Origin of the sequence: Bradyrhizobium ottawaense (assembly GCF_900099825.1) — a bacterium.
In the GTDB taxonomy this organism is placed as follows: domain Bacteria; phylum Pseudomonadota; class Alphaproteobacteria; order Rhizobiales; family Xanthobacteraceae; genus Bradyrhizobium; species Bradyrhizobium ottawaense_A.
Genome location: NZ_LT629693.1, coordinates 8,236,242 through 8,260,748, shown reverse-complemented (window position 1 = coordinate 8,260,748; position 24,507 = coordinate 8,236,242). Strand labels below are relative to the sequence as shown.

Sequence of the window (24,507 nt, the reverse complement as noted above, 5' to 3'; positions counted from 1 at the left end):
CTCATTCGCTATCGGCCTCAACAGCGGAGGAACCTCTTGGTTTATCAACGGCAGTACGTGTCTCGCTGTTGGAGGCAACGGCCAATTAGGAGGCAACGCAGCATCTTGCGTCGGTGACGTAACTGTTAGCGGAAACAATGGCGTTGCAGGAGGAGGAATCTCCTCTCCCTATGGAGGCGCAGGCGGTACGGGTGGTTCTGGAGCAGCTCCTTATGGCGGTGCCGGCGGAGCCGGGACAGGTCAATCTCCAAACTACCCAAGTGCCGGTTCTCCAGGTGGAGCGTGGGGAGGTGGCGGCGGTGGCGGCGGCGGCGCTGGTTTCGCTGACCGTGTTGCCAAGGCCGGCGGCGCACCAGGCCCCGCCTACCAAGGCGTCATCGTCCTCAACTACACGCCGTACATATCCGTACCGGCCTTCAACATGCCAATGCTAGGAATGTAATGGAACAGATTGGATACTCTGTCATGGACGCAGGCGGTAACGAGCTTATCGCCTTCGGTGAAACTAAGGGGCAGCTTCGTAGCCCTCCAGAAGTCCTCGTACTTCCTAACCTTGATCAGGTTCTTTGCGCGACCGTTGGCGACACCTACGGTGACTATCGCTTCGTTGAGCGCTGGATGTCTGACGATCCTCCATCACCGTGGCACGCCGAGGTATCTCGAACTTCAGCGTTCGACGGCACGAAGGTTGTTGTCACCGTCGCATACGAGGACACGCCATCGATAGTGCCTCAGAATGTCACGCCACGTCAGGCTCGCCTCGCGCTCCTGGGCGCTGGACTTCTTGGGCAGGTCGAAGCTGCTGTCGAGGCTGCTGGCGGCGCAACAAAGATCACCTGGGATTACGCTTCGGTTTTTACCAGAACCGATCCTCTCATCTTAGCTATCGGTCTCGGTCTTTCCCTGACGGAAGCGCAGATAGATGAGCTGTTCCGAGTGGCTTCGTCGCTCTAGGACGTCAAACCTTCAAGGACAAGTTATGCTGTTTTCAATCCTGCTTGGGCTTCTGCCTAAGCTCGGGGCGTCGTTTCTCGACTACCTGAACAAGAAGTCCGACGCCGATCTCGAAAAGTTCAAGACCGCGGTTGGCGGTGATGTCCAGTTGAATGTCGCCGAGTTGCGTTACAAGGTCGAGGTCGCCCGAATGGCGGCCGACATGCGCAAGGACGACCGTGAGCACTGGTTCACGGCCTGGATGGTGCCCACCGCGTTCGCCATCTTCATCATTCACATCGCAGCTGTCGTTTTCGATAGCATTCCGCTTCTCGGTCACGAGGTAGGTAGCTGGCAAGTCTCCAAGCTGCCAGGCCTCTACGCCGACATGCAATACAACATCGTCATGACGATCTGCGGCGTGGCCGGGGTCGGGGCGATCAAGAAGATTTTCTCCCGATGAAAGCCATCACCGACACCAGCCTGGTTTCCGAACTGGAAAGTGCCAAGCTGCCCATCGTCATGAAGTTCGAAGCCAAGTGGTGCCAGCCATGCAAGGCAATGACTCCGATCCTCCTCGATATCGAGAAAGAATACGGCAACCGCGTTCAGTTCTTCACCGCGAACGTGGAGCACTGCAACCTGATCGCCCAGCGCTACCAAGTTACGCAAATCCCGGCGATCATCGCGATCGACAAGGGTATCATGATCGCCAAACGGCACGGCTCCGCTTCCAAAGCGGAAATCGTCCAGTGGATGGTTCAGTCCGTCCCAAGCCTTCGAAATGATCGGTGACGATGACGACGTCAGTTTCGTGATCGATCTCAAGACCGAAACCGTGACGTTCGATGGTGGGTTCGTTTGCCCGATCACCAACATCCTCGACGAGAAGGGTGAAGAGATACTGGATCATCATGAAGATGATCCGGTGTACGTCGTCGTGCGGGTGCCTCCTGAAGGCCGGCTGGTCACCGTCGACATCCGCGACCTCGATAACGAGCATATCTACCCTTCATTCCACTGATTACAAACTCAGTCGCAAGAAAGAACAACAACATGACTGATCTGCCGCCGCGTCGCCGGGGTCGACCGACGAACGAGGAGAAGGCTGCCCGCGAGGCAGCCGTCAAGGACAAGGCTAAGAAGGATAACGAGGAGACCGCATTCCTCGACGAGGTGCTGGCTCAACCGATCAAACGCCGCAACACCAAGCTCCAGCCAGAGGAGGATACGCTGCGCACCATCGGGGAGCTGGCAAAGCTGTTCTGCACCCAGGAAGAGGTCGCTGGCGTCCTCGGCGTCTGCAAGAAGACGTTTGGAAACTTCCTGAACGAATATCCAGAGGCTCGCGAAGTCTGGGACGACGGCCTGCAGCACGCGAAAGTGTCGCTGCGCCGCAAGCAGCTGTCGCTTGCCGACAAGAACGCGCCGGCCGCCATCTTCCTTGGCAAGAACTACCTCGCCCAGAAGGACGAGAGCACCATCAACCAGAACGTCAAGTCCGAAGCGTCCCAGATGACCGAGGATCAGCTCCTCGAGATTGCATCCCGCGGCGTGCCAGCGCCCAAGCCCACTCCAAAGGAAAAGCTGAACTGACGCGGCTCATGTTCTGATCACCGAAGTAAGGGATCCCTGATGAACTACGACCGTCGCAGATCCCAGGGACTTTCCGAAGTAGCGCGCCGGCAACGGCAGGAGGCTCTGGAGAAGAGTCTCTGGCACCGCGCCAACTATTCCGCCAGCCGGCGGGAAACCACTGACCAAAAGCCGGTCGAAGAGCCCAGGACCACCGAAGCGCCTGCGCCGATCGAGCAGCCGAAGGTCATCATAGACCGCGACCATCCAAAGGTCGTTCAAACCAAAAAAGAGGATAGAATTCGAATGGGGCTTCCCCACGTTGTAATCGTCGGCGCCGACAAGGGCGGCGTTGGCAAAACCTTCGTCTCCCGCGCCGTCATGGACTACTTCAAGGCTCAGGGCGCGACCGTTCGTGCATTCGACACTCAGCAGCCCGATGGCAACCTGAAGCGCTTCTTCCCAGCCGAAACCGAAGTCGTGAACCTGTCGACCTCGGACGACCAGATCAAGGTGTTCGATACGGTCGGCAAGAACGACGTCACCGTCATCGACATCCAGGCCGGCCTGCTGACGCCGACGCTGGAGCTGCTCACGGACATCGCGTTCTTTGACCTGGTCACGGAAGGCAAGCTGAACGTATCGGTTCTGCACGTCATCGGCAGCACGATCCAGTCGTTCAACGAGATCGAAGGAACCGCCAAGCTGTTGCAAGGTGTCCGGCACTTCGTCGTGACCAACCACACCAACGACGCCGCCTTCTTCAAGGGCATCGCTGGCGTGTCGACCGACGTGCTGTCCGGCGCCGACTTCCGTATCGACATCGCCAAGCTGGACGAGCGCGCCACCGAATACGTCGAGGCCGCAAACGCCACCTTCGCCGACTACGCCAAGAACGGCGAGTCCTTCGTCATGAAGGGCAAGGTCAACAAGTGGCTGAACGACACCAAGAAGGCGTTCGAAGCTGCGAAGCTGAACATCAAGTAAGAATTGGACGGCTCTGCGAGATAACCAAAGGCACGACGTATGTGTGCCGGCCGTTCACCATTCACCGAGAACAAGTCCCCTGACGGGATCGATCGTGGCAGCCGGATATTCCTGTTACCCGGTGACGATCGACCGCAACACCAAGTCCTGAATTGACAGGACGATCCGCTTGGCCAGCGGGCGTGGGGCCGTCTTTTTTGCGCTTCGGCGCACGACGAGCGCAAGCTCGTGGGCTGCTCCTGCGGGACAGCCCTCAAACATTCCTCACTCTGGTCGAGTTGCCGCTTCGGGGGCATTAGCGCTTTGCGCCTCGACCGGAGTCTAAACCACGGAAATCCAGTGCAATCACTCACCGATGTCTCCCCCGAGGAGGCAGCGGCCGAAATCCTGCGTCGCAGGAGGGGCCGCGAGCGGCTGATCGGCTTCACCGAATACACGCTGCCAAAATACAACGCTGACCCTTTCCACCACCTGGTGGCGGAAAAGCTGGAGGCAGTTGAGCGCGGCGAGATCAAGCGTCTCATGCTCTTTGCGCCTCCGCGGCACGGCAAGAGCGAGCTGTCGACCCGACGCTTCCCGGCCTACTACATGGCCCGCAATCCCGAGAAGAACGTCATCTCGGCATCCTACAATGGCGACTTCGCCACGACCTTCGGCCGTGACGTCCGCAACATCGTTCGCGGCAAAGAATTTCCCATCCTGTTCCCCGACATCAAGATCCGTTCGGATAACCGAGCGGCCGATGAATGGGAGCTGGAGCAGGGCGGCAAATACTTCGCGGTCGGCGTCGGCACCGGTACCACCGGTAAGGGTGCCCATCTCTTCCTGATCGACGATCCGATCAAAGACCGCAAGGAAGTCAACTCGGCATCGTTCCGGGAAGACCAGTGGAATTGGTACCGCGACGTCGTCTACACCCGTCTCGAAGAGGACGCAGCAATCGTTCTCACCCTGACGCGGTGGCACTACGACGACATCGCCGGCCGGCTGATCGAGCTGATGAACGACGGCAAAGGTCTCCCCTGGGAGATCCTGTATTTGCCGGCGCTTCCCTACACCAAGTCGATCGAGCGCGAGGACGGCACCAAAGAGCTGATCCTCAATGAGGACGGTACCGTTCCTGGCGACCCGCTCGGACGCAAGCCTAACGAGCCATTGGCTCCGCGGCGCTTCTCGATCAATGCGCTGAGGGACCGCCAGGACGTTCTTGGCGAGCGTTCGTTCTCTGCGCTCTACCAGCAGCAGCCGATGGCTGACGACGGAGGCATGTTCCGCGCCGACTGGTTCGACGCTCCCACCGAGCTTCCGGCCAAGCGCGTGCGAGTTCGTGCCTGGGACTTGGCTGCATCTGCGGACGGCGACTACACGGTCGGCATCCTGATGTCCAAGGACGCCAACGGCATCTTCTACATCGAGAACGTGATCCGCTTTCGCGACACACCGCTCGGCGTCGAGAAGAAAATCTTTGAGACCGCCAAGAGCGACGGCCGGTCTGTCCAGATCATTCTTCCGCAAGACCCCGGCCAGGCTGGAAAGAGCCAGGCCCAAAGCTTCATCCGCCGGCTCGCCGGCTACATCGTCAAGGCTGTTCGCCCCACCGGACCGAAAGAAACCCGTGCTGCCGCATTCGCTGCGCAGTGCGAGGCAAAGAATGTGAAGATGGTGAAGGGACACTGGAATCAGTGCTTCACCGACGAATTGGAAATGTTCCCGCTTGGCGTCAACGACGACCAGGTCGACGCCGCTTCCGATGCCTTCAACTCTCTGCTCGGACCGAGACGGGCCGCAGTTCTCGACTGGTAACGAGGACCACCCAAAACAATGGCTGACACAACTGCCAATTACGTGCCGTCTCCCCAGGCCGGCAATCCCGGCCTGCTTTCGGCAGCTGCCACCACGATGCAGAACCGCACGGCAATGCTTCGCGCCGTCTACGGCGGCACCGAGACGATGCGCGCCAAGGACAAGACCTTCCTGCCGCAGTACGAAAAGGAGTCGGACGCTCGCTACAACACGCGGCTCGCCTCGACCTTCGCACTGAACAAGCTGAGGGAGGCGGTGGATGCCGCTTCTGCCAAGCCGTTCCGCACGCTGCTCAGGGTACTCAACAACACCGATCCGGATGTTGATCTCTGGACCCAGGACATCGACCTACAAGGCACGCACCTGCACGTCTTCGCCCACCAATTCTTCAACAATGCCATGCTCGACGGCATGTGCCACATCCTGGTCGATCACCCTGACACTTACAATCTGCCGAACCTGGCCGCCCAGAAGGCGTCCGGCGCCCGGCCGTTCATGAAGCTGTTCAAGGTCGACGACGTGGCAGCAGCCTATGACCAGTATGTCGGCGGCGACACCAAGACCGTTCACGTCCGCATCCGCGGTCAGCGGGCGGCGCGCGACGGCTTCAAGGAAGTGCTGTACAACCAGATGCGGGTGATCGAGATCGACCCGTCGAAGACATCCGGCATTGTTCAGCTCTGGGAGCAGAAAGCGACGTCGGGTGGCTCGAACTGGGACTTCATCGGCGAGACGCCACTGAACAACATGGCAGAGGTTCCTTTCGCCACGCTCTATGCCGGCGAAAAGGAGGCGGACTATCAGGTCAGGCCGGTGTTTATCGATCTGGCCTATAAGCAGATCGAGCACTGGATCTCCAGCTCGGATCAGCGATCGATCCTGTCGGCCGCGCGCTTTCCCATGCTCGCATGCTCCGGCGTCCAGATCGACCCGGAAGACGAGAAGCAGTTCGCGATCGGTCCCTACAAGGTGCTCTACGCGCCCGAGGCCAATGGCCGCTGGTACTTCGTCGAGCCCAAGGGCACGGCGATCGAGTCCGGCGCCAAGGATCTCGACAAGCTCGAAATGCAGATGGACATGATGGCGCTCAACCCGGTGACGGGCACGCACCGTCAGTACGTTCCGCAGAACGAGCGCGACATCCAGGAGACCCGGGTGCATTCGGTCGTCCACGACATGGCGATCAACTGCCAGGACACGATCGAGAAGGCGCTCCGCTTCATGGGGCAATGGACCGGAAAAGACCTGAGTATGGTCACCGCCCTGCTGAATACGGAGTTCTCGAACACCAAGGACCGGCTGCTCGAAGTCGCCCAGCTGGTGAAGATGTGGGAAGAGCGCGGTCTGTCCCGCGAGGTTCTGCTCACCGAAGTGCGAAACCGCAATCTGCTTGGTGACGACTTCAACCTGCAAGACGAGCTGGCCTTCTGGAAGGCGGTCGATGATGCCAACATGCTCGCCGCGGACGGCATGCTGCCGGGCCGGTGGACCCAGGCCGATCCTGCCAAGGAGCCAGGTGCAGCGGCAGCCGCAGCCCCTGCAAACACTACTCCGGCGAGCGGAAGCAAACAGCCTCTTCCGAACTTTCCTCCCGGTCAGTTGCGTCCGAAAAAGCAAATCTGATTGACATCCGGCAAACGGAAATGCTATCGACGCCACCCCATGGCTGACTTGACCCTGAAGCTAGAAATTTCCGAATACCGCTGTGATCCCTGCTCGATGAGGCAGGGCACAGTGGTGCGGGAACTCGTGCGGATGATTCCCAAGTCGGTCGTGGTGTTCGGCAAACTGGTGGGGCCTGAATACTTCTGCTGCCCGATCTGCTTCGAGCCCAAATTCGACGCGAAGACGAGGAGTCCGGTAGATGTCAAAGCCCCGCTGGCAAAGGATTCTCGATCTGGAGCATCAGGCAAGGACCGGCTGCGAGCCATTAAGTGAACAGCCGCCCATGCCCTCCAAGTCGATCCAGGATCCACTGGTCAAGCAAATGGCTTCAGACCTCCGCGCGATGCGCCGGATGCAGTCGTTCGACTTCTTCGCGCCGGGCATTGCGTTCCTGCTTCTGATCGGCTTGGTCTGGTTCATCCTGGGGCGCTAGGTATTTGCATACAGGCAAAACGTTCGCCTTGACAAAAGGCGGGTGCTGTGCTTAATCATTTGCTTAAATGCAAATGGAGTGACCGTGCAGCTCTTCTCCCGCAAACTCCTCGTCCAGGCGTTCAAATTGCCACTTTGGGGACGCGCTGCTGACGAGACGCCGCCGCATTGGCTGGTGAGCCGCCTGCAAACGGGCGATCTGGAGATCAACCGCCTCGGCGGGCTCACGATGCGAACCGACTGGGGCGTCCAGCAGTGCGCTGCAGGCGACGTCGTCGTCCTCTACCAAGACAATTCCATCGGGTTCGAGAAGCCCGAGAAGTTCGAAATGGACTTCGAAGTCGTCGTCACGACCGAGCAGCTTCGCGCCGCGTGACCTGATCCTCGCCAAACCACAATTCAAGCCCGCTCAGGACGTCCTGGGCGGGTTTTTCTTTGTGCCTGCGCCTTCGAGGGCTGCGGCCGAGAACCCTACCAGATCGCGCTCCCTCTTGGTTGAGCGCGGTGTCAGCGGTCTCAGTTCGCATCCCGCACAAGACGAACAGAGATAACCAAGAGCGCGTCGCACGCCCGCGCCGCCGCTGACCAATTCCTATTCGCCAGCAATGACCGATCGAGCGCCGGGACGGCCTCGAACCGATCGCCGCTGGCAACTCCGATTCCCCGAACTCCTCGGGGATATCACCGGACCCGAAGGCGGGATGCCCCAGGGTCCTTTTATCACGAGGGGCGGGATGCCCCGCATTTCCGGGATGGATATGCTCAAAGCAGTCGTTATTGATATCAATGAAATCGACGAGGGCCACCGCGGCTTTTACGTGCAGAAGGACGGCAAGTTCTTCCTCAACGTCACGCCGGTCGATGGTTTCCAACTCGACAACGTTACGGGCCTCAAGACCGCGCTCGGCGCAGAACGCAACTCCGTTGCCACTCTGACCGCGCAGTTGAAGCCCTACGAAGGCCTGGATGCAACCGCGGCTCGCACTGCGATCGAGCGCATTGCCGCCTTCGGTGACATCACGCCGGAAGCCGCCAAGACGGCGGTCGAAACGGCAACTCGACTGACTGCACTCGATCCCGAGAAGCAGGCGGAACAGATCGCGTCCACCAAGCTCGACACCCTCCGGGGCCAGCTCACCGCGCAGTTCAACCTGCGTGAGACCGAGTTGACCTCGATGGTGAACGGCGGAAAGGCTACGATCGAAAGCCTGACGGGGCAGCTTCAGAACTTGATGCGGGACAACCAAATCAAGGACGAAGTCGCCAAATCCAACCCACTGGACGACGCGCGGGATGCCGTCGAACTCCTGGTGGGCAAGTTCGTCAAGACGTCCATGAAGGACGGGAAGGTCGTCGTCGAGGTTCTCGACACCAACGGCAACCCGCGCATCAAGGACCACAACGGTACTCCCTTCACCGTCGCCGACCTCGTTGCCGAGGTTCGCGAAAAGAGTGCGTCTCTCTTCAAGCCCGACGAGAAGCGTGGCCTCGGGGTGCCCCCGGGCAACAACGGTAGTCCTCCGGCCGGTGGGGTCGTGAACCCCTGGGCCAAGGACACCTGGAACCTTACCCAGCAAATGGTGCTGGAAAACACCAAACCTGATTTGGCCAAGCAGCTCTCAGCAGCGGCCGGCGTGAAGGCTTAACCTCACGCCATCCAACATGCAGGCGCCCGGATTCTGTCCGGACGCTTGCTTGAATGCAAAAGCGGCGCGGCCAGTCACAACCTCAAGAGTGAGAAATGACTGAGACTCGTCTGTCGGACATGATCGTCCCGACCAAGTTCAACAAGTACGTTCAGACCCTTTCGACGCAGAAGTCGGAACTGTTTACGTCGGGCATCATCACCGACCTGACCAGCGTCATCAACGCCGAGATCGAAGGCAAGACGGTCAACATGCCGTTCTTCAACGATCTGGACGCCTCGGACGCCGAGCAGGTGCTCGACGATTCGACCGATCTGACCGTCAGCAAGATGACGACCGGCCAGGACGTGGCCGTGAAGCTTCTGCGCGGTAAGGCGTTCGGCAGCTCGGACCTCGCGGCGGACCTGTCCGGCGCCGACCCGATCGAAGCCATCGCCAACCGTTTCGCCGACTGGTGGAACAAGCGCATGCAGACCGCGCTGCTCGCGACCCTCGGTGGTGCGATGGGCTCGACCGGCATGGAAGCCAACGTCAGCGACATCTCCGCCCTGACCGGCGGCGCTGAGTTCTTCGACGCCGACTCCTTCATCGACGCCGCGTTCTTGCTCGGCGACGAGCAGGGTGGCCTGAACGGCGTTGCCGTCCACTCGCTGACCCTGAAGGCGATGGTGAAGGCCGACCTGATCGACTTCGTGCCCGACAGCCAGGGCAAGCTGACGGTCCCGACCTACCTGGGCAAGACCGTGCTGGTCGACGACTCGATGCCGGTTTCCGGCGCGGGCGCGAACCGCGTGTTCACCACCTACATCTTCGGCCCCGGCGCCATCGGCTTCGGCGAAAAGAGCCCGAAGGTTCCGGTGGAAGTCGAGCGCCAGGCTCTGAAGGGCATGGGCCAGGAATACATCGTCAACCGGCGCCAGTGGGTCATGCACCCCCGCGGCATCAAGTGGCTCGGCGGCACCCAGGCCGGCGTCACCCCCGCGAACAGCGAGCTGGCGAATGTCGCCAACTGGCAGCGCGTGTACGATCCGAAGATCATCCGGATCGTGGCCTTCAAGCACAAGCTGGCGGCCTAATCGTCTGACCCCAGACGGTTGAAGACCTACACAAGACCCTCCTCGGGAAACCGGGGAGGGATCTTTGTGCATTTGGAGATTTGAGAATGAATGGAGCGAAGGGCTTTCGAGCCCGTGAGGCCGCTGCAAACTACCGTTACCGCGATCGTCGGCTGGTATCGAATGACGTGCGGGCCGCTCGTGCAGCGACTCTGCCTGGAACTTCGTTTCACGGAGAGGCTGACGAAGATGACGCCGTTGCTGTGAAGGCTGCGGAAGTCGTGCCGGCCGAAACCGAAAAGGTTGAAATCGAGCCGGCCACTGCTGAACAGGCCTCCGGTGATACCACCGAGACACCTGTTGAAGCCGAACCCGCTAAGGACGAAACGTCCGAGAACGGCGACAAGGCCGGCAAAGGCAAAAAGAACAAGAACAAGGACAAGGGCTGAGACCCATGCGTCCTGAGAGGAAGCAACAATGTCAATTTCCCCCGGGGTTGCCCGCGGTAAGATCGGCGCCGAATCCCTGAACCAGGCCTTCGATGACGCGGTTCGCGCTAGTTCGTTCGCTGTCGCCGGTCTTCCGGCTGCTGCCAAGCACGCTGGCAAGATCGTCTACGTCTCGAACGGTGCTTCGGGCGCCGCGTGTCTCGCCTATTCGAACGGTACCGCCTGGTTGCGCATCCTTATCGGCGCGGCTGTTTCTGCCACGTAAGGATCGACGACAATGGGTTACGCGAGCAAGCAGGACATCGATGATCTATACGGCACCGATCTGCTTGTTCGGGTAGCCGACTACAACAGAGACGGCACGCCCGACCCAGAGATCATCAACAAGGGTCTTGAGGCGGCTGACGAGATTTGCGACGCCTACCTGTCCGCCCAGTACACGATCCCGGTTGTCCCCACGCCTGGCGTGGTGAAGAACTGTGCGATCGACATCGCCGTCTACAAGATGGCCCTGGGACGCACGAGCCGCACCGACGAGATGCGGGTGCGCTACGAGGATGCGCTGGCGCTGCTTGAGAAGATTTCGACCGGAAAGGTTGGCCTCGGCCTTCCGCCGGCCACCGACGATAATGGTGAAACGACCAATCCAAACGTCCGGCGCTCGGGAGGCTCCTTCGACTGCGGGAGGGCATAATGTCCGGCATCGCAATCAAGATCGACCACAATGACATCGGTCGGCTGAACAAGCGCATCACCGAGCTTCTGCATGACGTGCTCCACATGGAGCCGGTCATGGCTGAGGCCGCGGAATATATGAAGCGCTCCACGGTCAATCGTGTCCTGCGCTCCAAAACCTCGCCCGATGGTGAACGCTGGGAAGCTCTGCGGGATGTGACGGTCAACCTCAAGGGACATGACCGAATCCTGTTCGAGCACGGCGACCTGGCCAACAGCATCCAGGTCGGAGACGTCAGCAACGACGGCTTCATGGTCATCGCCAACGCCAAGCACGCCTCCTACATGCAGGAGGGCATCGAGCGCACGCGCGGCATGATCCGGAACAAGAAAGTCCCGCCGCGCCCGTTCATGGGTTTCTCGGACGAAAACAAACGCCGGATCAGCCAAATGATCCGCGATTATCTGGCGCATGGAGGCGACTGATGAGCAAAATCGTCGACTTCCGTGATCGGATCGTCCAGGCGGTGAAGACGCTGTTTCCCGAGATGGACGTCGAATGGTACGACGGCCTGTTCGACGAGACGGACATTGCTGAATGGACGTTGAAGACGCCGTGCGCTCGCGTGGCCGTCATGAACGCGCCCGGCGAGCACGAAGTGACCGGCGAAATCAACGCCTGTCTCCGCGTCGTAGTGGTCATCATCGACGACAACCGGCGAGCGGCGCTTGATGGCGACGCCAGGGCCTGGGAGTACGTTGAGAATACCGCCATCATGGCGAACCTGAACACCTTCGGCGACCCGAACGCGGCGCCGGCCACCAAGGTCAAATTCAGACGCATCAGTCAACCTGTCCTTCGGCGCGAAGGCGTTGCAGTCGGCGTCGTTGAATGGGAAAGCGACCTCACGATCGGACGCAATCGCGTTCGAGAGCGTGAATTTTTCTACCGTCCGGACGGCAGCATGATCACCGACGTGCCACGGACTTCGTACATCCGCGGCGACGCCCACTTCGGGCACGTCTCACGCCACGAAGAAGTGGAACTGGATCTGAACGAGGAATGACATGAAGGCTCTCCTGGCAATCGAACGCCGCATGCAAGACATGGAGCGCAAGTTCGAGAACAAGGAGCGTCTCGGCAAGATCACGCAGGTCAAGTACGAGAAAGACCGCTGGTACGTCAAGATGAACGACGGCGAAGACCAGACCCCGAGCGGGTCAGGTGGTGGCGGAGGAGACGCGGCGGCCGGCGGCGGCACTTTCAAGAGTGACTGGCAGCCCTGGCAAAGCCATTCGCACGGGTCCATCAAGTTCTCCGTGCCGCCGAAAGTCGGCCAGCAGGCGCTGCTTCGCTCATCGGGCGGAAACGCGGAGCTGTCGACGGTCGAGCCGCACCATTACGGTCCGCAGGCTCCGTCGCCGCACGGCAAACAGGACGAAACGGTCGGCCTGATCCACGAGAAAGAGGATCAGCAGCACTGGGTTCACCAGACCAAAGACACGCATCACCTGATCATCAAGTCCAAGAAGAAGGACGGCGCCGGGATCGGCGGCCTCGGTGACATCGGTGGCCTCGGAGACCTGGCCGGCATCAGTCAGATCGCCGGCATGTCCGGCATGGACTTCTCAGGAATGCTCGGCGGCCTGGGAAATCTCGGCAACCTGGGAAATCTCGGCAACCTTGCCGGCCTCGACATTTCGAGCATGGCCAACCTGCAGCAGATCACCAGTCAGATCGGCAACATCGGCGACCTTTCGCAGCTTGCCAATGTTGGCACGCTTCTCAATCAGGCCGGCCTGTCAAATCTGGCGCAGTTCGGCAACATCGCAAACATCGCGCAGCAGGTCACATCCGGCGGGCATCTAAGCTCGGTCGGCGGCATGATCGGTGGCGGCGCAGGCGGCGGTGCGGGTGATCCATCAAGCGCCGGCCAAAAGGCTCAGGCGCCTAAACTTCCAGAGCCATCTGAGGATGGCGATGAGGGTGTGACCCAGGTCAAGTCGACCAAGGAGTTCATCCTCAAGACGGTCGGAGAGAAGAAGTCCTACTACAAGCAGGACAAAGACAAGGTCCACATTCGCTACGGCGAGCAGGACGAGAAGGCCGACATCCTCATGAACGAGGATAAGATCCAGGCCCAGTTCAAAGACAAAAAGTCCATGATCAAGTGGACTGAGAACGACCTCACGCACCAGATGGGCGAGGACGACAAGTCCAAGACGGTCTACACCGAAGACGACATCACGACGACGCAAGGCGGTGAAGATGCCTCCAAGGTCAAGATGACCAAGGACGACATCACCGTGAGCCAGGGCGGCGACAGTGCCTCCTCGATGAAGTTCACCAAGGAAGACATCACAATCAGCCAGGGCGGTAGCACGTCATGGAAGATGAGCAATGGCTCTCTGGAGATCAGCGTAGGCGGAACGACCTGGACGCTTGATGCATCTGGTTGGACGCAGTCGGGTGGTCAAGTGGCACATAACGGCCTGCTCATCGACGCGACCCATATTCACAATGGCGTAATGCCAGGCCCCGGCATGACCGGAATTCCCATCCTGCCAAAGAGCGGCGGTGGTGGCGGCGGTGGCGGTGGCGGAGATGCTCCTCCCGGCGACACCGGCAGCGGTGGCGGCGTCTAACACATCAAGGAAACCCATGCCCAAGTACAACGTGGCCAAGGACTTCTGGCGCGGCGGTCATCTGATCGCTGCCGGTTCGAAAGCCTCCATGACCAAGGCCGAGGCGAAGTACCTCGGCCACATCCTCTCCGAGGACAAGCCGGTGGCGGATCCCGAGGCTGCTCCCGCGCCAGTCGATGAAGTCGAAGTTACGCCCATTGCCGGCGTGGCCGTGACGGAAACGACCGCACAGTCCAAGCGCTCCAAGCGCCAGGCGAGTGCCGAAAATGTCGACAGCGTCAACTGAGCACCTTACCGACATCGATCGCGAAACCGGTGCCCTGGTCCAGGGATGGGACAGGATCAAGCAAAGCATCTTCGTCATCCTCACCACCAGACTGCGCACTCGGCTGATGCGCCTGTGGTGGGGATCGAAGTTCCTCGACATGCAGGACAAGCCTGGAAACCAGGAAGTCCTGATGGCCGGAATGATGGCTGCCATCGCCGCGATCAACACATACGAGCCTGAGTTCAAGGTAACCCGCGTCACGATCGATGATTTCGGTCCGGACGGGGATATCACGATCACCATTGAGGGAGTCGACCTGGTCGACGCCACGCTCAAGAGGGTTCGCAACACCATCTGATTTCAAACAGGCGAGGGCCTCAAATGCCAAGTTTCGAGTCTCCCGCGCTATACATCGACTTCGCGAGGCTACCGCCTCCGAAGGTGATCGAGGAGATCAAATACGAAGACCTGCTGACCGTCTACAAACAGCAGGTTCTCGCAAAGAACCCGAGGCTCGCGGCGGCTCTTAACCTGGAGCAGTCACCGACGAACGTTATCCTGGAGGCGGAAGCCTACGGAGAAATGATCGTCCGCGAGCGCATCAATTCCGCGGCCAAGGCTTGCATGCTTCCGTTTGCAACCGGCTCCGATCTCGAAGTGATCGGCGCCAGGTTCAACGTTTCGCGCATGGCCGGCGAACTAGATCCTCGACTCCGTAGGCGCATTCAGCTCTCGATGGAGAGCTATACGACGGCCGGCAGTCCCGGCTCCTACATCTTCCACTCGCTGAGCACCTCCACCGACGTCAGGGACGCCACGGCGGTCACAGAGCGCGGGACGGGTAGGGTGATTGTCACGATCATGGCGAACGGAGCCAACCCGGTTCCAAGCGCCGCATTGATCGACGCCATCTATGATCGACTCATGTCGGACGGCATCAAGCCACTGACCGACGATATTTCAGTGCTGCCGGTGATCAAGATCCCGACAGACATCCAGGCAAACATCACGCTTTACCCTGGCCCAGATGCATCCCTGGTGATCTCCGACATCAATAAGGCGCTCACCTCGCTTCGCAACCGTGTCACCCAGATCGGTATGGATCTGAAGCGGTCTGCCGTGATTGCAGCCCTCACCCAAGAGGGCGTCCAGAACGTCGATATCGACTTCTCGGATATCAACGTCGGAACCAACGGTGTCGTCTGGATCAACTCAGCCAGCGTGAACGTGTCCAACACTCGGGAGGAATAATCCATGGCTGACCGGCTGATGGAGCACATCCTGGCGCCGAACGCGACCGTCTACGAACGGACGCTGGCGTCTCAGGTTGATCGGCTCCTCGACCTGGATATTGACCGCCTCCGTCGCCTCTGGGATCCCTATCGCTGTCACATCGACGACCTGCCGTACCTGGCTTGGTCTTTTTCAGTGGACATCTGGGATCCACACTGGACGGAAGCAAAGAAGCGACAGGTAGTCGCCAACGCAGTTGCTCACCACCGGATCAAGGGAACGAAGGCCGGTATGGCCGCCTACCTCGATCTGGTTGGATCGAACCTGCGTGACCTGATCGTGCCCCCGGCGCGCGGGTATCGCATCCCGGCGATGACCAATGAATCGTTCATGTCATGGCTGCTGCATCTGCCTCAGATCAGGGTCTATCCTTACGTCATCCGTGACCCGGCTGGACCGAGGGACTTTCGGGTGCCGGTCGTTTGCTTCCGGAACGATAACTTCCGAGAAAAGAGTCTTGGGCCAAATCTCTACGGACGAAAGGCCTCCATCTACAAGAATGGGGTTGAGGCCTACGTCAAGCTGGAGTCCATGACTGAGCTTGGTGGTCAGGCTGTCGAGCGCGTCTTTATCGGCAACAATTCGGAGCGTGATTATCACACCGATGGTTTCCGCGGCCACAAGTTCTACAAGCTGACGGACGCGACCGACAACATCATTACCGTCCGCATCAATGCTAACGGTTCCGATCTCGTTTCGCTTACACCTGGGCTGACGCCACAGGACGTCAAGCCGGTTCAGATTGCAGAGCGGCATGTACCGCAGGCCGGCCAGCACTTCCATGACTACAACAAGTCGTTTCGTGGAGGAAACTTCCGCCGCGAGACGGATGCGGCGCGATGGGTCTACGACCGGCTCGCGCTTCACGACAAGAAAGATCTGCCTGCAGGTCTGTCTACAAAATCCTACCGCGGTCACATGCGGTACGGGATCCCCGCTTACACGGCTCAAGCCAAGGTGGAAGTGCCGTTGATACGGTCTCCAGCTCTGGGCTTCGGCGGGCGCTTTCGAAATGGCTTCAGAATTCCGACCGACATGGAAAAGCTCAACGACGCCTGCGGGGCGATTGTTGCAGCGAAGCCACTTCGCGACACCGTTCTCGTCGACACCGTCAATTACCGGGTCGTGAGATTAGGGGAAGCGCGGAAGCTCGGAACCTTCAAACTCGGCGAAATCAAGAAGGTCGCCTAAGGCGATCACGGAGAAAACAGTGGAAAATAAGATCATCTTTCATGCGAATATCGATGATGATCCGACAGACTTCACCCGTCTGCAGGACTTCGCCGAAAACTCGCTCGACCATGTCGTCCAGGACGGCATCAGCGACCGCACGAAATACACCGGCTTCGGCGTCGTAAAGTCGGCAGTCACGCAGATCACGGTTGATCCTGGTCGCCTCTATTCGGCTGGCAAGGTATTCGGATCGGCCTCGACCTCGTGGTCCAAGGATTTCATCACCCAGCTGCCCGTCGCCGGCAAGAAGATTGCCGCGGTCGTGACCTGGGGTTCGGAGTCGGATACCGACATCCGTCCCCGCCAGTTCCTCGTCAACGCTGAGACGCGGCAGGCTGAGCCGCAGGCTGTTCCTCTGGTTCATGCCCGTGTCGCGAACCTGAACGTGGTGATCGGCACCGAGGCTCCAGACCCGACGCCGCCGCTGGTCGACACCGGATACACGGTCATTGCGCATATCGTCCTGACGCCGACCGGCGTCGATACGGTCACGATGAACACGGTCAATAAGCTCCCGAGCGTGCAGGGCCACGATGACCGCATCGTCGACCTCGAAGAGTTCGAGGAGACTGCAGGCCTGCAGATCCGGACCTTGGCCTCCGACATCGCTGGTATCAAGCAGAACCAGGTGCAGCAGCAGGCGGACGGAGTGCAGCTCGGCCGCACCCTGACGCGCCTTGCGGTTCTCGAGTCCAAAGCCGGCGTCATGTACAACGCCATCGACTCCAGCGCCAACTTCTTCCTCGACCAGACCAAGTCGAAGCTCGACGACCCGTTGTCGCATGTGAAGGTTGAAGAGGGTATCCGAATGCCGCACGCGGCCGAGGGTCTCTCTGCACTCAACATCTTCAACCCGCTCGATCCGAACGCGACCATCAAGGCCGGCATGCTGTTCCCGGCCTACACCCGTGAGGCTTGGCTGCAGTCCGGCACCATCAGTGGTGAAATTCAGGTATCAGCCTATTCCGTGTCGTCCTTCGACATGGTTCAGAAGACGATCGCTCGTCAACGCATCCGTTACGGCGGTGAATTGACCGTCTGTACGAACAGCTGGTGGTGGCAGACCGGCCAGTGGGATGGCGGCAGCCGCTTCTTCCGCGCTGGCGAAACCTACGAGATCCTTTCTGGCAATGCGTGGGGACACGACTTCATCCGGCTTCGCCAGTATTGGGTCGATGACTACACCGATACCTATTGGGATAAGGTCATCATCACCAATACGGTGACCGGCGCGCAGGTCGCTGAAACCTGGCTCCAGGGCCAGAATATGTGGCTGGATGCCGTTGGCATCTGGTTCACTCGCCTCGCAGCCGCCGGCTCGGCTCACGTCGCCATCGTTGAAGTGTCGGACTACGGCCTGCCGAACATCAAGTCGGCGCTCGGTCAGACCACGCTGCTTCGCGAGAACATGAAGCTGAATGCCGAGACGGTGGTTCCGCTGCAGCCCATCCTGTTGCAGGCTGGTAAGCGCTACGCTCTGGTCGTAACGACGGCTGCAGATCACTGGGTCGCATTCGTTCCCGGTCAGCAGTTCACCCAGGGCACGTTCTTCTACGTCCTCGACGGCGCTTATGCGCAAGGCGATGCGTTCAAGGATCTCTGGATGCGCTTGTATCGCTGCAAGTTCAATCAGGCCCGTGCGGTCGTGAACCTGAACCCGCTGCAGCTTTCGGGCGGCATCCTGTCGATCGACTTGCTCGCTGGTACGGCTATCCCGGACGGCACGACGCTCTCCTATGAGATCCAGGTTGGTTCGACCTGGTACAACTTGCAGGACGTGGACAAGTACATGCTCGGCCAGGGCGGCACGATCCCGCCGCTGTTGCCGTTCCGTGCGGTGTTCATGGGTTCCGTCGACTGTCAGCCGGCAATCAACCTGGCAGACAGCACGGTCTACGTGTCACGGCCGGACACCTACGCGCAACACGTCACCCAGACGCGAACGCTTCCGGCACCTTCGACCCAGATCCGCGTCATCGAGCGGTACGAGTATTTCGATCCGATCTACCACACTGCTTCCGTCAAGCTTCTGACGGGCAGCGGTTTCGGAACTGAAGTTGCTCCGTCCAGCACCTCGACCGTGATCGATCCGATGGATGGCGCCTACGAGCGGACCTACGTGTTCAACCTCGGCGCCGCTGTCACGCAGTACCGGGTCAAGACGCGGCTCGACACGTCGACCAACCAGCGCACGTTCCATGTGGGTTGGCAGAAGGACTACGCGCTGTAAGAGCGCAACCAAGAAGGAAACCATCTACATGGCCAAGAACAGCAAATCCACCGCCGATCAGGCGGTGGACGCTGACGTGCGCTACGAAGTCAAGCTTTCGGGGCGGCACGAGCATCTCGGGTTCTGGTATTTGCCGAGCCACGAACACGTTGTCGACCACGATACACTCCAGGCACTCGATGCCGCGGGGGTAGTCGCCGATGTCAAGCAACTATCCTGAGCTTGTATTCAACGAGAGTGAAGACTTCACGGCAGAACGTTTGAACAAGGCAATGCAGGTGCTGGATCAGCGCCTGCGTTCTCTTGAGCCTTTCGCTCCTTCATGGGAGGCGGCGGTCAACGATCTGCGTGCGGTCGGACTGTCTCGTTTGAACGATGCCATCCTGCCGTCATACCAGCGTATCCAGCTCCTTTCGGAGATGGGCTTCCTGTTTGCCGGCTCCTCTTCATCAGTGACACTGGTCCAGAACCAGAGCGTCACGTTTGTTATCGAAAACGAGGTCGAGCGTTCGCTGTTCACGCCGACGCCGTTCCTCGCGATCACGCGAACGTCCACTCTTGCGGACTACGCAATCGCGCAGCTCGTTTCCTACGAAAAGTCCACCGGTCGGCTTATGCTGCTGGTTAAATCGATCACCGGAAGCACTGGACCATTCACCGATTGGCAGATATGTGCGCTGGCGGCCAATACCGCCGCTGCGATGGAATACTTCCGGCAGATCGATGCGGCGCGAGCCGCTACGCTCGCTGCGCAGGTCAAGTCAACCGCAGACGCAGTGGCGACAGCTGCTGATCGCATTCAGACAGGCGCGGACCGACTTGTTGTCATACAGGCGAGAGACGCAGCAGCTGCTTCTGCCGCTGCCGCCGCCCTGTGGGATCCGTCGAGCTACTACACGAAGACCACGATCGACGTGAAGTTCAGCGACTTGGTGAACGGGGCCGGTGCGGCTCTGGACACTCTGAAGGAGTTGGCCGACGCACTCGGAAACGACGCTAACTACTCTGTCACGGTGAGTGCGGCGCTTGGCAACAGGCTCCGCGTGGATACCGCAGCTCAGGGGTTGAACGCCACCCAGCAGGGCAACGGCCGGACCAACCTCGGTCTCGGTGCTTCTGCGGTCAAGGGTGTCGCTACCGCGGCGAACATGGTTGCGAACTCCGGAAGTGACGTCGTCACGACCGACCAGGCGTGGGCCGCGGCCGGCTGGACTGCCCTTGGCAACAAGAGTGGCGCGGTCACGATCGACGCTTCGACCGGATCCAGGTTCTACATGACTGCCACCGCTGCGGTGACGATCAGTATCTCCAATATGAAGAATGGCCAGGACATCGCAGTTTGCGTCATTCAGGACGCGACTGGCGGTAGAACGGTCGGTTGGGGTGCCGGGATCTATTGGCCCGGGGCGACTGTGCCAGCCATCACCACGACAGCCAACCAGGTCGCAGTCGTTGCGGTCTTCGAAGGATCGTGGTCGCCGAGCACCATCATCTTCGGAACCGGATGGAAGATTGCCTAATGCTTATCCTGCCATTCCAGCGATCGAAACTGTGGCGATCGACAAGGACAATCATACCAGGCAACACCGTATGGAATGCTCCCGGGACGATCAACGTCACCATCCCAGAATACAACGTGCTCACGATGAATGTCTGGGGTGCTGGCGGCGGTGGCGGCGGTACTTCAGGTGCGCCAAACGTATATCAGGCCGGTACCGGAGGAACCTCATACTTCACCGCTCCTGATGGAACCATCTATGCTTACGGCGGAACAGGCGGATCGAACGGAGCCCCAAACGGACCTCAAGTAAACGGTAATCCAGGTGTTCACGGCGCCGCCTCTGGCGGCAACGTCAACAACACTACCGGTGGAGGTATGGCAGGAGGTGTCGGAACGACCACCGATATCGGCGCCGGCCCCAAAAAAGGCGGTGACGGCGGCAACGGAGGTCTCGTCGTCCGGCAGTGGACGTATGGCGCAGTCGGCGCTCCAGTCGTTGGATCGACTTATACCCTCGTTCTAGCTTCAGGAGGTGGTCCTGGTGCTGGTGATTACGCTGTTGGCACCAGCGGAACAAACGCGAAGGGGCAGCTACTGTGGGCATGAGCCGAAGCCTCGTTCAGAAGCAAACCTTAGAAAGGTAACACAATGACTGTTGTTCAGGAGGTGTCTCCTGAGACTTTCGAACAGCTGATCCCAGGATCATCTATCCGTGCGCCTGACGGATCACTGCAGCCGTGGCAGGCGGTCGAACTTTGGACGTCGGACGAACTCGCTGCTATCGGCGTATTCATCGTCGATGATCCAGAAATCCCGGTCGGCAAGGTGATGACGGGAATGGTATTCAGTCGGGTCGACGGAAAAGTTTCGGCCGCCCCTGTGCTGAACGATATTCCGCCGCCTCCGCCTCCGCCGGTTCCGACGCTCACACGGCGACAGATGCTGATCGGACTTTCGAGTGCAGGGCTCATCACGGCACAGGAGGCGATAGACTCTGCGAAAATGGTTGGCGTGCCAACCGCGGTGCAGGCCGTAATCGACAGCCTTCCGATGCAGGAGATGAAGGATCAGGCCACCATAACCTGGTTCGCCATGTCTCAGGTCGTTCGCTCAGACCCCATGGTGGAGGCACTTCGCGTCAATGCAAATCTCACGGCAGAGCAGGTTGACGGCCTGTTTTTCCAATGGGCAAGCCTGTGAGGTAGCACATGGAAAGCATCATCAGCTGGAGGCCTCCGCTCGTTCTTAGAGACGACTTCATCGTCGCTACCAATGAGGATTGGACGCGCGAGTGGCAGTTGCAGACCGAAAACGAGGCGCCCATCCTCATTGAGGCCGGCTGGAAGTTCTTTATGCAGTTGCAGAAGCAGTCTTCCGGCGACCTTGTGATGACCAATTCAAACGACAACCAGCGCCTCATGGTCCTCGATCACGAAGCTGGAAAATACGGGCTCAGGGTGAGACAGGCAGACGCTGCCCAAATCCCCGCAGGTCAGTACGACTACGACATCGTCCTCGTTGCTGGCGATGGCATCTACCGCCTTGTGAAAGGCTCCATCCAGGTCGATCAGGGCATCACCAATGTCCCAGGGCAGGAGAAGTGGTCGCACTTCCCGCTGATCCTTAGACCGTAACCATCGCCAACAACTCCAACCTCCATGCCGCCCCTTCGGGTGGCTTTTTCGTTTGGGAGAACCCTAAGTGACTGTTCAATATCTCCACGGCGTCGAGACGATCGAACTCGATAGCCCCTCCGGCCCGGTTGAAACCGTCAAGTCGAATGTGATCGGCCTTGTCGGCACCGCCCCGGACGCTGACCCGGATATCTTCCCGCTCAACACCCCTGTGGCCGTCTTCTCCGACGCCCTCAAGGCGGGTCAGCTGAAATCCACCGGCACGCTGCTCGACGGCATCGATGCGATCTACAGCCAGAAGGCGGCTGTTGTGGTCGTTGTCCGTGTCTCCGAAGGCCTGAGCCAGGAAGAGACCTGGTCGAACGCTGTCGGTTCGCCGACCGGCAAGACCGGTGTCTGGTCGCTGCTCAAGGCTCGCCCGATGCTGAAGGTGGTTCCGAAACTGCTGGTGGCCCCCGGCATGACCAGCGGTCGACCGACCAACGGTCTCGCAAATCTGGTCATCGGCGACGATGGTCAGGACTACGTCCTCTCCACCACGCATATCACCGTCGCTCCCCCAACTGTGGGCGGTCGTCGCGCAACGGCGGTCCCGCAGGTCGTCGGTGGCAAGCTGACGGGTGCGATCATCACCGACCCCGGCTACGGCTATACCGTCGCTCCGGCCATCACCGTTACCGGTGCCGGTACCGGCGCTACCGTCACCGCCACCCTCGGCCACGTCGCCAACCCGGTTGGCGTCGCGTTCGCCTCGATCGTCGATCGCCTCCGCGCTGTCGCGTTCCTGGACGGCCCGGGCACCGACTACGCTGACGCGGTTCAGTACCGCAGTGACTACGGTTCGCAGCGCATCGCAGTGGTCGATCCTGGTGTTCTGAGCTGGGATATCGAGAACTCGGTGTACGTGCAGAAGCCGGCGTCGGCCTACGCGGCTGGCATCCAGGCGCGCGTCGACGAAGAGAAGGGCTTCTGGTACTCGTTCTCGAACGAGCTGATCCAGAACATCGGCGGCCCCGCCCGACCGGTCGACTTCATGCCGAACGACCGCGACTGCGAAGCCAACATGCTGAACTCCAACCAGGTGACCACCATCATCCACGATGACGGTTTCCGGTTCTGGGGTCTGCGTGGCACCGGCACAGACCCGCTCTGGGCTCAGCTGTCGGTCCGCCGAACCGCTGACATGGTCTACGAGAGCCTGGAGCGCGCTGAGCGCCCGCGCCTCGACAAGCCCTTCAGCCGCCAGCTGCTCGCCGGCATCCAGGGTGACGTGAACGCCTACCTCCGTCTGCTCCGCTCCCGCGGCGCGCTGATCGGTGGCAAGTGCTGGATCGATCCCAACGTCAACACCCCGGCGACCTTTGCCAACGGTGAACTGACGGTGGACTTCGATCTCGAACCCCCGGCGTGCTTGGAGCACCTGCAGTTCCGCGCTCGTCGCAATCCGAACTACTACACGGATTTCATCGAAGAGTTCGCGCGCTCGATCGCTTAATCGCAGCGACTGCACCTCACCAGAACACCAAACCATTGAGCTGAGCATCAGGCCGATCCGGACCATCCGGGTCGGCTTTTGCTTGGCCGGAGACATAAATGAGCAATCTTCGCGACTCCAACATTTTCCAGGACTTCACCGTCTGGATCCAGGACGTGGGCAAGATCGGCGAAGCGCCGAACTTCCAGCCCCCGGAAATCAACATCCAGACCGAAGAGTTCCGCGGCGGCGGCATGGATGGCACCGTCGAAATTCCGATGGGCATCGAAAAGATCGAGTTCGATTTCGAACTCCATACCTGGGATGAGCAGGTCTGGTCGAACCTGGGTTACGGCCCTGGCTCGCTCGACGTGCCGATCACCTTCCGCGGCTATCTGCTGACGGCCGGCGGCGCTGAGAAGGGCGTGATCATCGAGACGCACTCGCTGATCAAGTCGATCAAGCCCTCCAAGGTCGAGCCCGGCAAGAAAGCCAGCCTCTCGGTCCACCTCGCGGCGAACTACTACCGCCACGAGATCAACGGCCTGACGGTCACTGAAATCGACGTGTTCAACAAGATCACGATCATCGGCGGCACCGACAAGACCGCCAACGCGCGTCGGATCCTCGGCTTCACCTACTAAGCCGAGACCGACCAATTCGACTGGGCCTCGCCTTAACCGGCGGGGCCTTTTTTCTGTGTGCAAATATCAAGGTGTGCAAACCAATGTCGACCGAAAAAATCTTCAACCTGAAATTCCCCTTCGAACACCGCGGCGCCAACTACATCGAGTTCAAGGCCCGTCGTCCCAAAGTGCGCGACCTGCGCAACTTCATCAAGAACGTCGACAAAGACAGCGTCGCCGCCATGGAGAAGGTGCTCGCCGACCTGATGGAGATCGACGAGAAGGTCATCTCCGAGATCGACGTCGAGGACTTCGCGCCGATGAAGTCGTGGTTCGAGAGTTTTTTGCAAAAAATGCTGGGCGAGTCGGACGAATCCTAATC

The 24,507-nt window shown here is 59.9% G+C and carries 30 protein-coding genes; all 30 read left to right on the top strand.

The window, feature by feature from the left end:
• The first annotated feature begins 465 nt into the window (after positions 1–465).
• On the top strand, positions 466–954 hold the full coding sequence (locus BLR13_RS39130; RefSeq protein ID WP_157793776.1) for a hypothetical protein: 489 nt from the start codon (positions 466–468) through the stop codon (positions 952–954).
• A 25-nt stretch (positions 955–979) separates the two neighbouring features.
• Positions 980–1,396, top strand: a complete 417-nt coding sequence (locus BLR13_RS39125) for a hypothetical protein (protein ID WP_091977153.1) — start codon at positions 980–982, stop codon at positions 1,394–1,396.
• Positions 1,393–1,728 (top strand): thioredoxin family protein, encoded by a 336-nt coding sequence (locus tag BLR13_RS39120; RefSeq protein ID WP_091977150.1) that lies wholly within the window; start codon positions 1,393–1,395, stop codon positions 1,726–1,728. The genes BLR13_RS39125 and BLR13_RS39120 overlap by 4 nt, the downstream gene beginning before the upstream one ends.
• Positions 1,718–1,957 carry a hypothetical protein gene (locus tag BLR13_RS39115; RefSeq protein WP_091977148.1) on the top strand — a complete coding sequence of 80 codons (240 nt, stop codon included), beginning with the start codon at positions 1,718–1,720 and terminating at the stop codon, positions 1,955–1,957. The genes BLR13_RS39120 and BLR13_RS39115 overlap by 11 nt, the downstream gene beginning before the upstream one ends.
• Before the next feature lie 32 nt (positions 1,958–1,989).
• A complete protein-coding gene (locus BLR13_RS39110; protein WP_091977146.1) occupies positions 1,990–2,529 on the top strand; it encodes a hypothetical protein in 540 nt (179 codons plus the stop codon).
• 39 nt (positions 2,530–2,568) lie between these two features.
• Entirely contained in the window at positions 2,569–3,495 is a 927-nt protein-coding gene (locus tag BLR13_RS39105) for a hypothetical protein (RefSeq protein WP_091977144.1), read from the top strand.
• Between the two features lie 339 nt (positions 3,496–3,834).
• Entirely contained in the window at positions 3,835–5,298 is a 1,464-nt protein-coding gene (terL, locus tag BLR13_RS39100) for a phage terminase large subunit (protein ID WP_091977142.1), read from the top strand.
• An 18-nt stretch (positions 5,299–5,316) separates the two neighbouring features.
• On the top strand, positions 5,317–6,921 hold the full coding sequence (locus BLR13_RS39095; RefSeq protein ID WP_091977139.1) for a DUF4055 domain-containing protein: 1,605 nt from the start codon (positions 5,317–5,319) through the stop codon (positions 6,919–6,921).
• Between the two features lie 241 nt (positions 6,922–7,162).
• Positions 7,163–7,396: a hypothetical protein gene (locus BLR13_RS40915; protein WP_157793775.1), complete on the top strand. Its 234-nt coding sequence runs from the start codon at positions 7,163–7,165 to the stop codon at positions 7,394–7,396.
• A gap of 84 nt (positions 7,397–7,480) precedes the next feature.
• Positions 7,481–7,771, top strand: a complete 291-nt coding sequence (locus tag BLR13_RS39085; RefSeq protein ID WP_157793774.1) for a hypothetical protein — start codon at positions 7,481–7,483, stop codon at positions 7,769–7,771.
• Between the two features lie 358 nt (positions 7,772–8,129).
• A complete protein-coding gene (locus BLR13_RS39080; protein ID WP_157793773.1) occupies positions 8,130–9,041 on the top strand; it encodes a hypothetical protein in 912 nt (303 codons plus the stop codon).
• Between the two features lie 95 nt (positions 9,042–9,136).
• On the top strand, positions 9,137–10,117 hold the full coding sequence (locus BLR13_RS39075) for a major capsid protein (protein ID WP_157793772.1): 981 nt from the start codon (positions 9,137–9,139) through the stop codon (positions 10,115–10,117).
• Positions 10,118–10,203: 86 nt separating this feature from the next.
• Positions 10,204–10,545 carry a hypothetical protein gene (locus BLR13_RS40910; RefSeq protein WP_157793771.1) on the top strand — a complete coding sequence of 114 codons (342 nt, stop codon included), beginning with the start codon at positions 10,204–10,206 and terminating at the stop codon, positions 10,543–10,545.
• 28 nt (positions 10,546–10,573) lie between these two features.
• Positions 10,574–10,810, top strand: coding sequence for a hypothetical protein (locus tag BLR13_RS39065; RefSeq protein ID WP_091977125.1), 237 nt, complete (start codon positions 10,574–10,576; stop codon positions 10,808–10,810).
• Between the two features lie 12 nt (positions 10,811–10,822).
• Positions 10,823–11,239 carry a gp436 family protein gene (locus tag BLR13_RS39060; RefSeq protein ID WP_091977122.1) on the top strand — a complete coding sequence of 139 codons (417 nt, stop codon included), beginning with the start codon at positions 10,823–10,825 and terminating at the stop codon, positions 11,237–11,239.
• Positions 11,239–11,706 (top strand): phage virion morphogenesis protein, encoded by a 468-nt coding sequence (locus BLR13_RS39055; protein WP_091977120.1) that lies wholly within the window; start codon positions 11,239–11,241, stop codon positions 11,704–11,706. The genes BLR13_RS39060 and BLR13_RS39055 overlap by 1 nt, the downstream gene beginning before the upstream one ends.
• Positions 11,706–12,287, top strand: a complete 582-nt coding sequence (locus BLR13_RS39050; RefSeq protein WP_091977117.1) for a hypothetical protein — start codon at positions 11,706–11,708, stop codon at positions 12,285–12,287. Before BLR13_RS39055 ends, BLR13_RS39050 begins: the two co-directional genes overlap by 1 nt.
• A gap of 1 nt (position 12,288) precedes the next feature.
• Entirely contained in the window at positions 12,289–13,866 is a 1,578-nt protein-coding gene (locus BLR13_RS39045; RefSeq protein WP_091977114.1) for a hypothetical protein, read from the top strand.
• Between the two features lie 16 nt (positions 13,867–13,882).
• On the top strand, positions 13,883–14,152 hold the full coding sequence (locus BLR13_RS39040; RefSeq protein WP_091977112.1) for a hypothetical protein: 270 nt from the start codon (positions 13,883–13,885) through the stop codon (positions 14,150–14,152).
• Positions 14,133–14,492: a GPW/gp25 family protein gene (locus BLR13_RS39035; protein WP_091977109.1), complete on the top strand. Its 360-nt coding sequence runs from the start codon at positions 14,133–14,135 to the stop codon at positions 14,490–14,492. The genes BLR13_RS39040 and BLR13_RS39035 overlap by 20 nt, the downstream gene beginning before the upstream one ends.
• Positions 14,493–14,515: 23 nt before the next feature.
• The gene (locus BLR13_RS39030) at positions 14,516–15,385 is read left to right on the top strand and encodes a baseplate assembly protein (protein WP_091977107.1); all 870 of its coding nucleotides are present in this window, start codon (positions 14,516–14,518) and stop codon (positions 15,383–15,385) included.
• Positions 15,386–15,388: 3 nt separating this feature from the next.
• The gene (locus tag BLR13_RS39025) at positions 15,389–16,618 is read left to right on the top strand and encodes a phage tail protein I (protein WP_091977104.1); all 1,230 of its coding nucleotides are present in this window, start codon (positions 15,389–15,391) and stop codon (positions 16,616–16,618) included.
• A gap of 19 nt (positions 16,619–16,637) precedes the next feature.
• Positions 16,638–18,890: a hypothetical protein gene (locus BLR13_RS39020; RefSeq protein WP_091977102.1), complete on the top strand. Its 2,253-nt coding sequence runs from the start codon at positions 16,638–16,640 to the stop codon at positions 18,888–18,890.
• A gap of 28 nt (positions 18,891–18,918) precedes the next feature.
• Positions 18,919–19,110 carry a hypothetical protein gene (locus tag BLR13_RS39015; protein ID WP_091977100.1) on the top strand — a complete coding sequence of 64 codons (192 nt, stop codon included), beginning with the start codon at positions 18,919–18,921 and terminating at the stop codon, positions 19,108–19,110.
• On the top strand, positions 19,091–20,410 hold the full coding sequence (locus BLR13_RS39010; RefSeq protein WP_157793770.1) for a hypothetical protein: 1,320 nt from the start codon (positions 19,091–19,093) through the stop codon (positions 20,408–20,410). The genes BLR13_RS39015 and BLR13_RS39010 overlap by 20 nt, the downstream gene beginning before the upstream one ends.
• 629 nt (positions 20,411–21,039) lie before the next feature.
• Positions 21,040–21,591, top strand: a complete 552-nt coding sequence (locus BLR13_RS39005; protein ID WP_091977096.1) for a hypothetical protein — start codon at positions 21,040–21,042, stop codon at positions 21,589–21,591.
• An 8-nt stretch (positions 21,592–21,599) separates the two neighbouring features.
• Positions 21,600–22,025 carry a hypothetical protein gene (locus BLR13_RS39000; RefSeq protein ID WP_091977094.1) on the top strand — a complete coding sequence of 142 codons (426 nt, stop codon included), beginning with the start codon at positions 21,600–21,602 and terminating at the stop codon, positions 22,023–22,025.
• 67 nt (positions 22,026–22,092) lie between these two features.
• Entirely contained in the window at positions 22,093–23,520 is a 1,428-nt protein-coding gene (locus tag BLR13_RS38995) for a phage tail sheath subtilisin-like domain-containing protein (protein ID WP_091977091.1), read from the top strand.
• Positions 23,521–23,618: 98 nt separating this feature from the next.
• Complete coding sequence (locus BLR13_RS38990) at positions 23,619–24,143, top strand: phage major tail tube protein (RefSeq protein ID WP_091977088.1); 525 nt, start codon at positions 23,619–23,621, stop codon at positions 24,141–24,143.
• An 83-nt stretch (positions 24,144–24,226) separates the two neighbouring features.
• Positions 24,227–24,505 (top strand): phage tail assembly protein, encoded by a 279-nt coding sequence (locus BLR13_RS38985; RefSeq protein ID WP_091977085.1) that lies wholly within the window; start codon positions 24,227–24,229, stop codon positions 24,503–24,505.
• Positions 24,506–24,507: the final 2 nt, after the last annotated feature.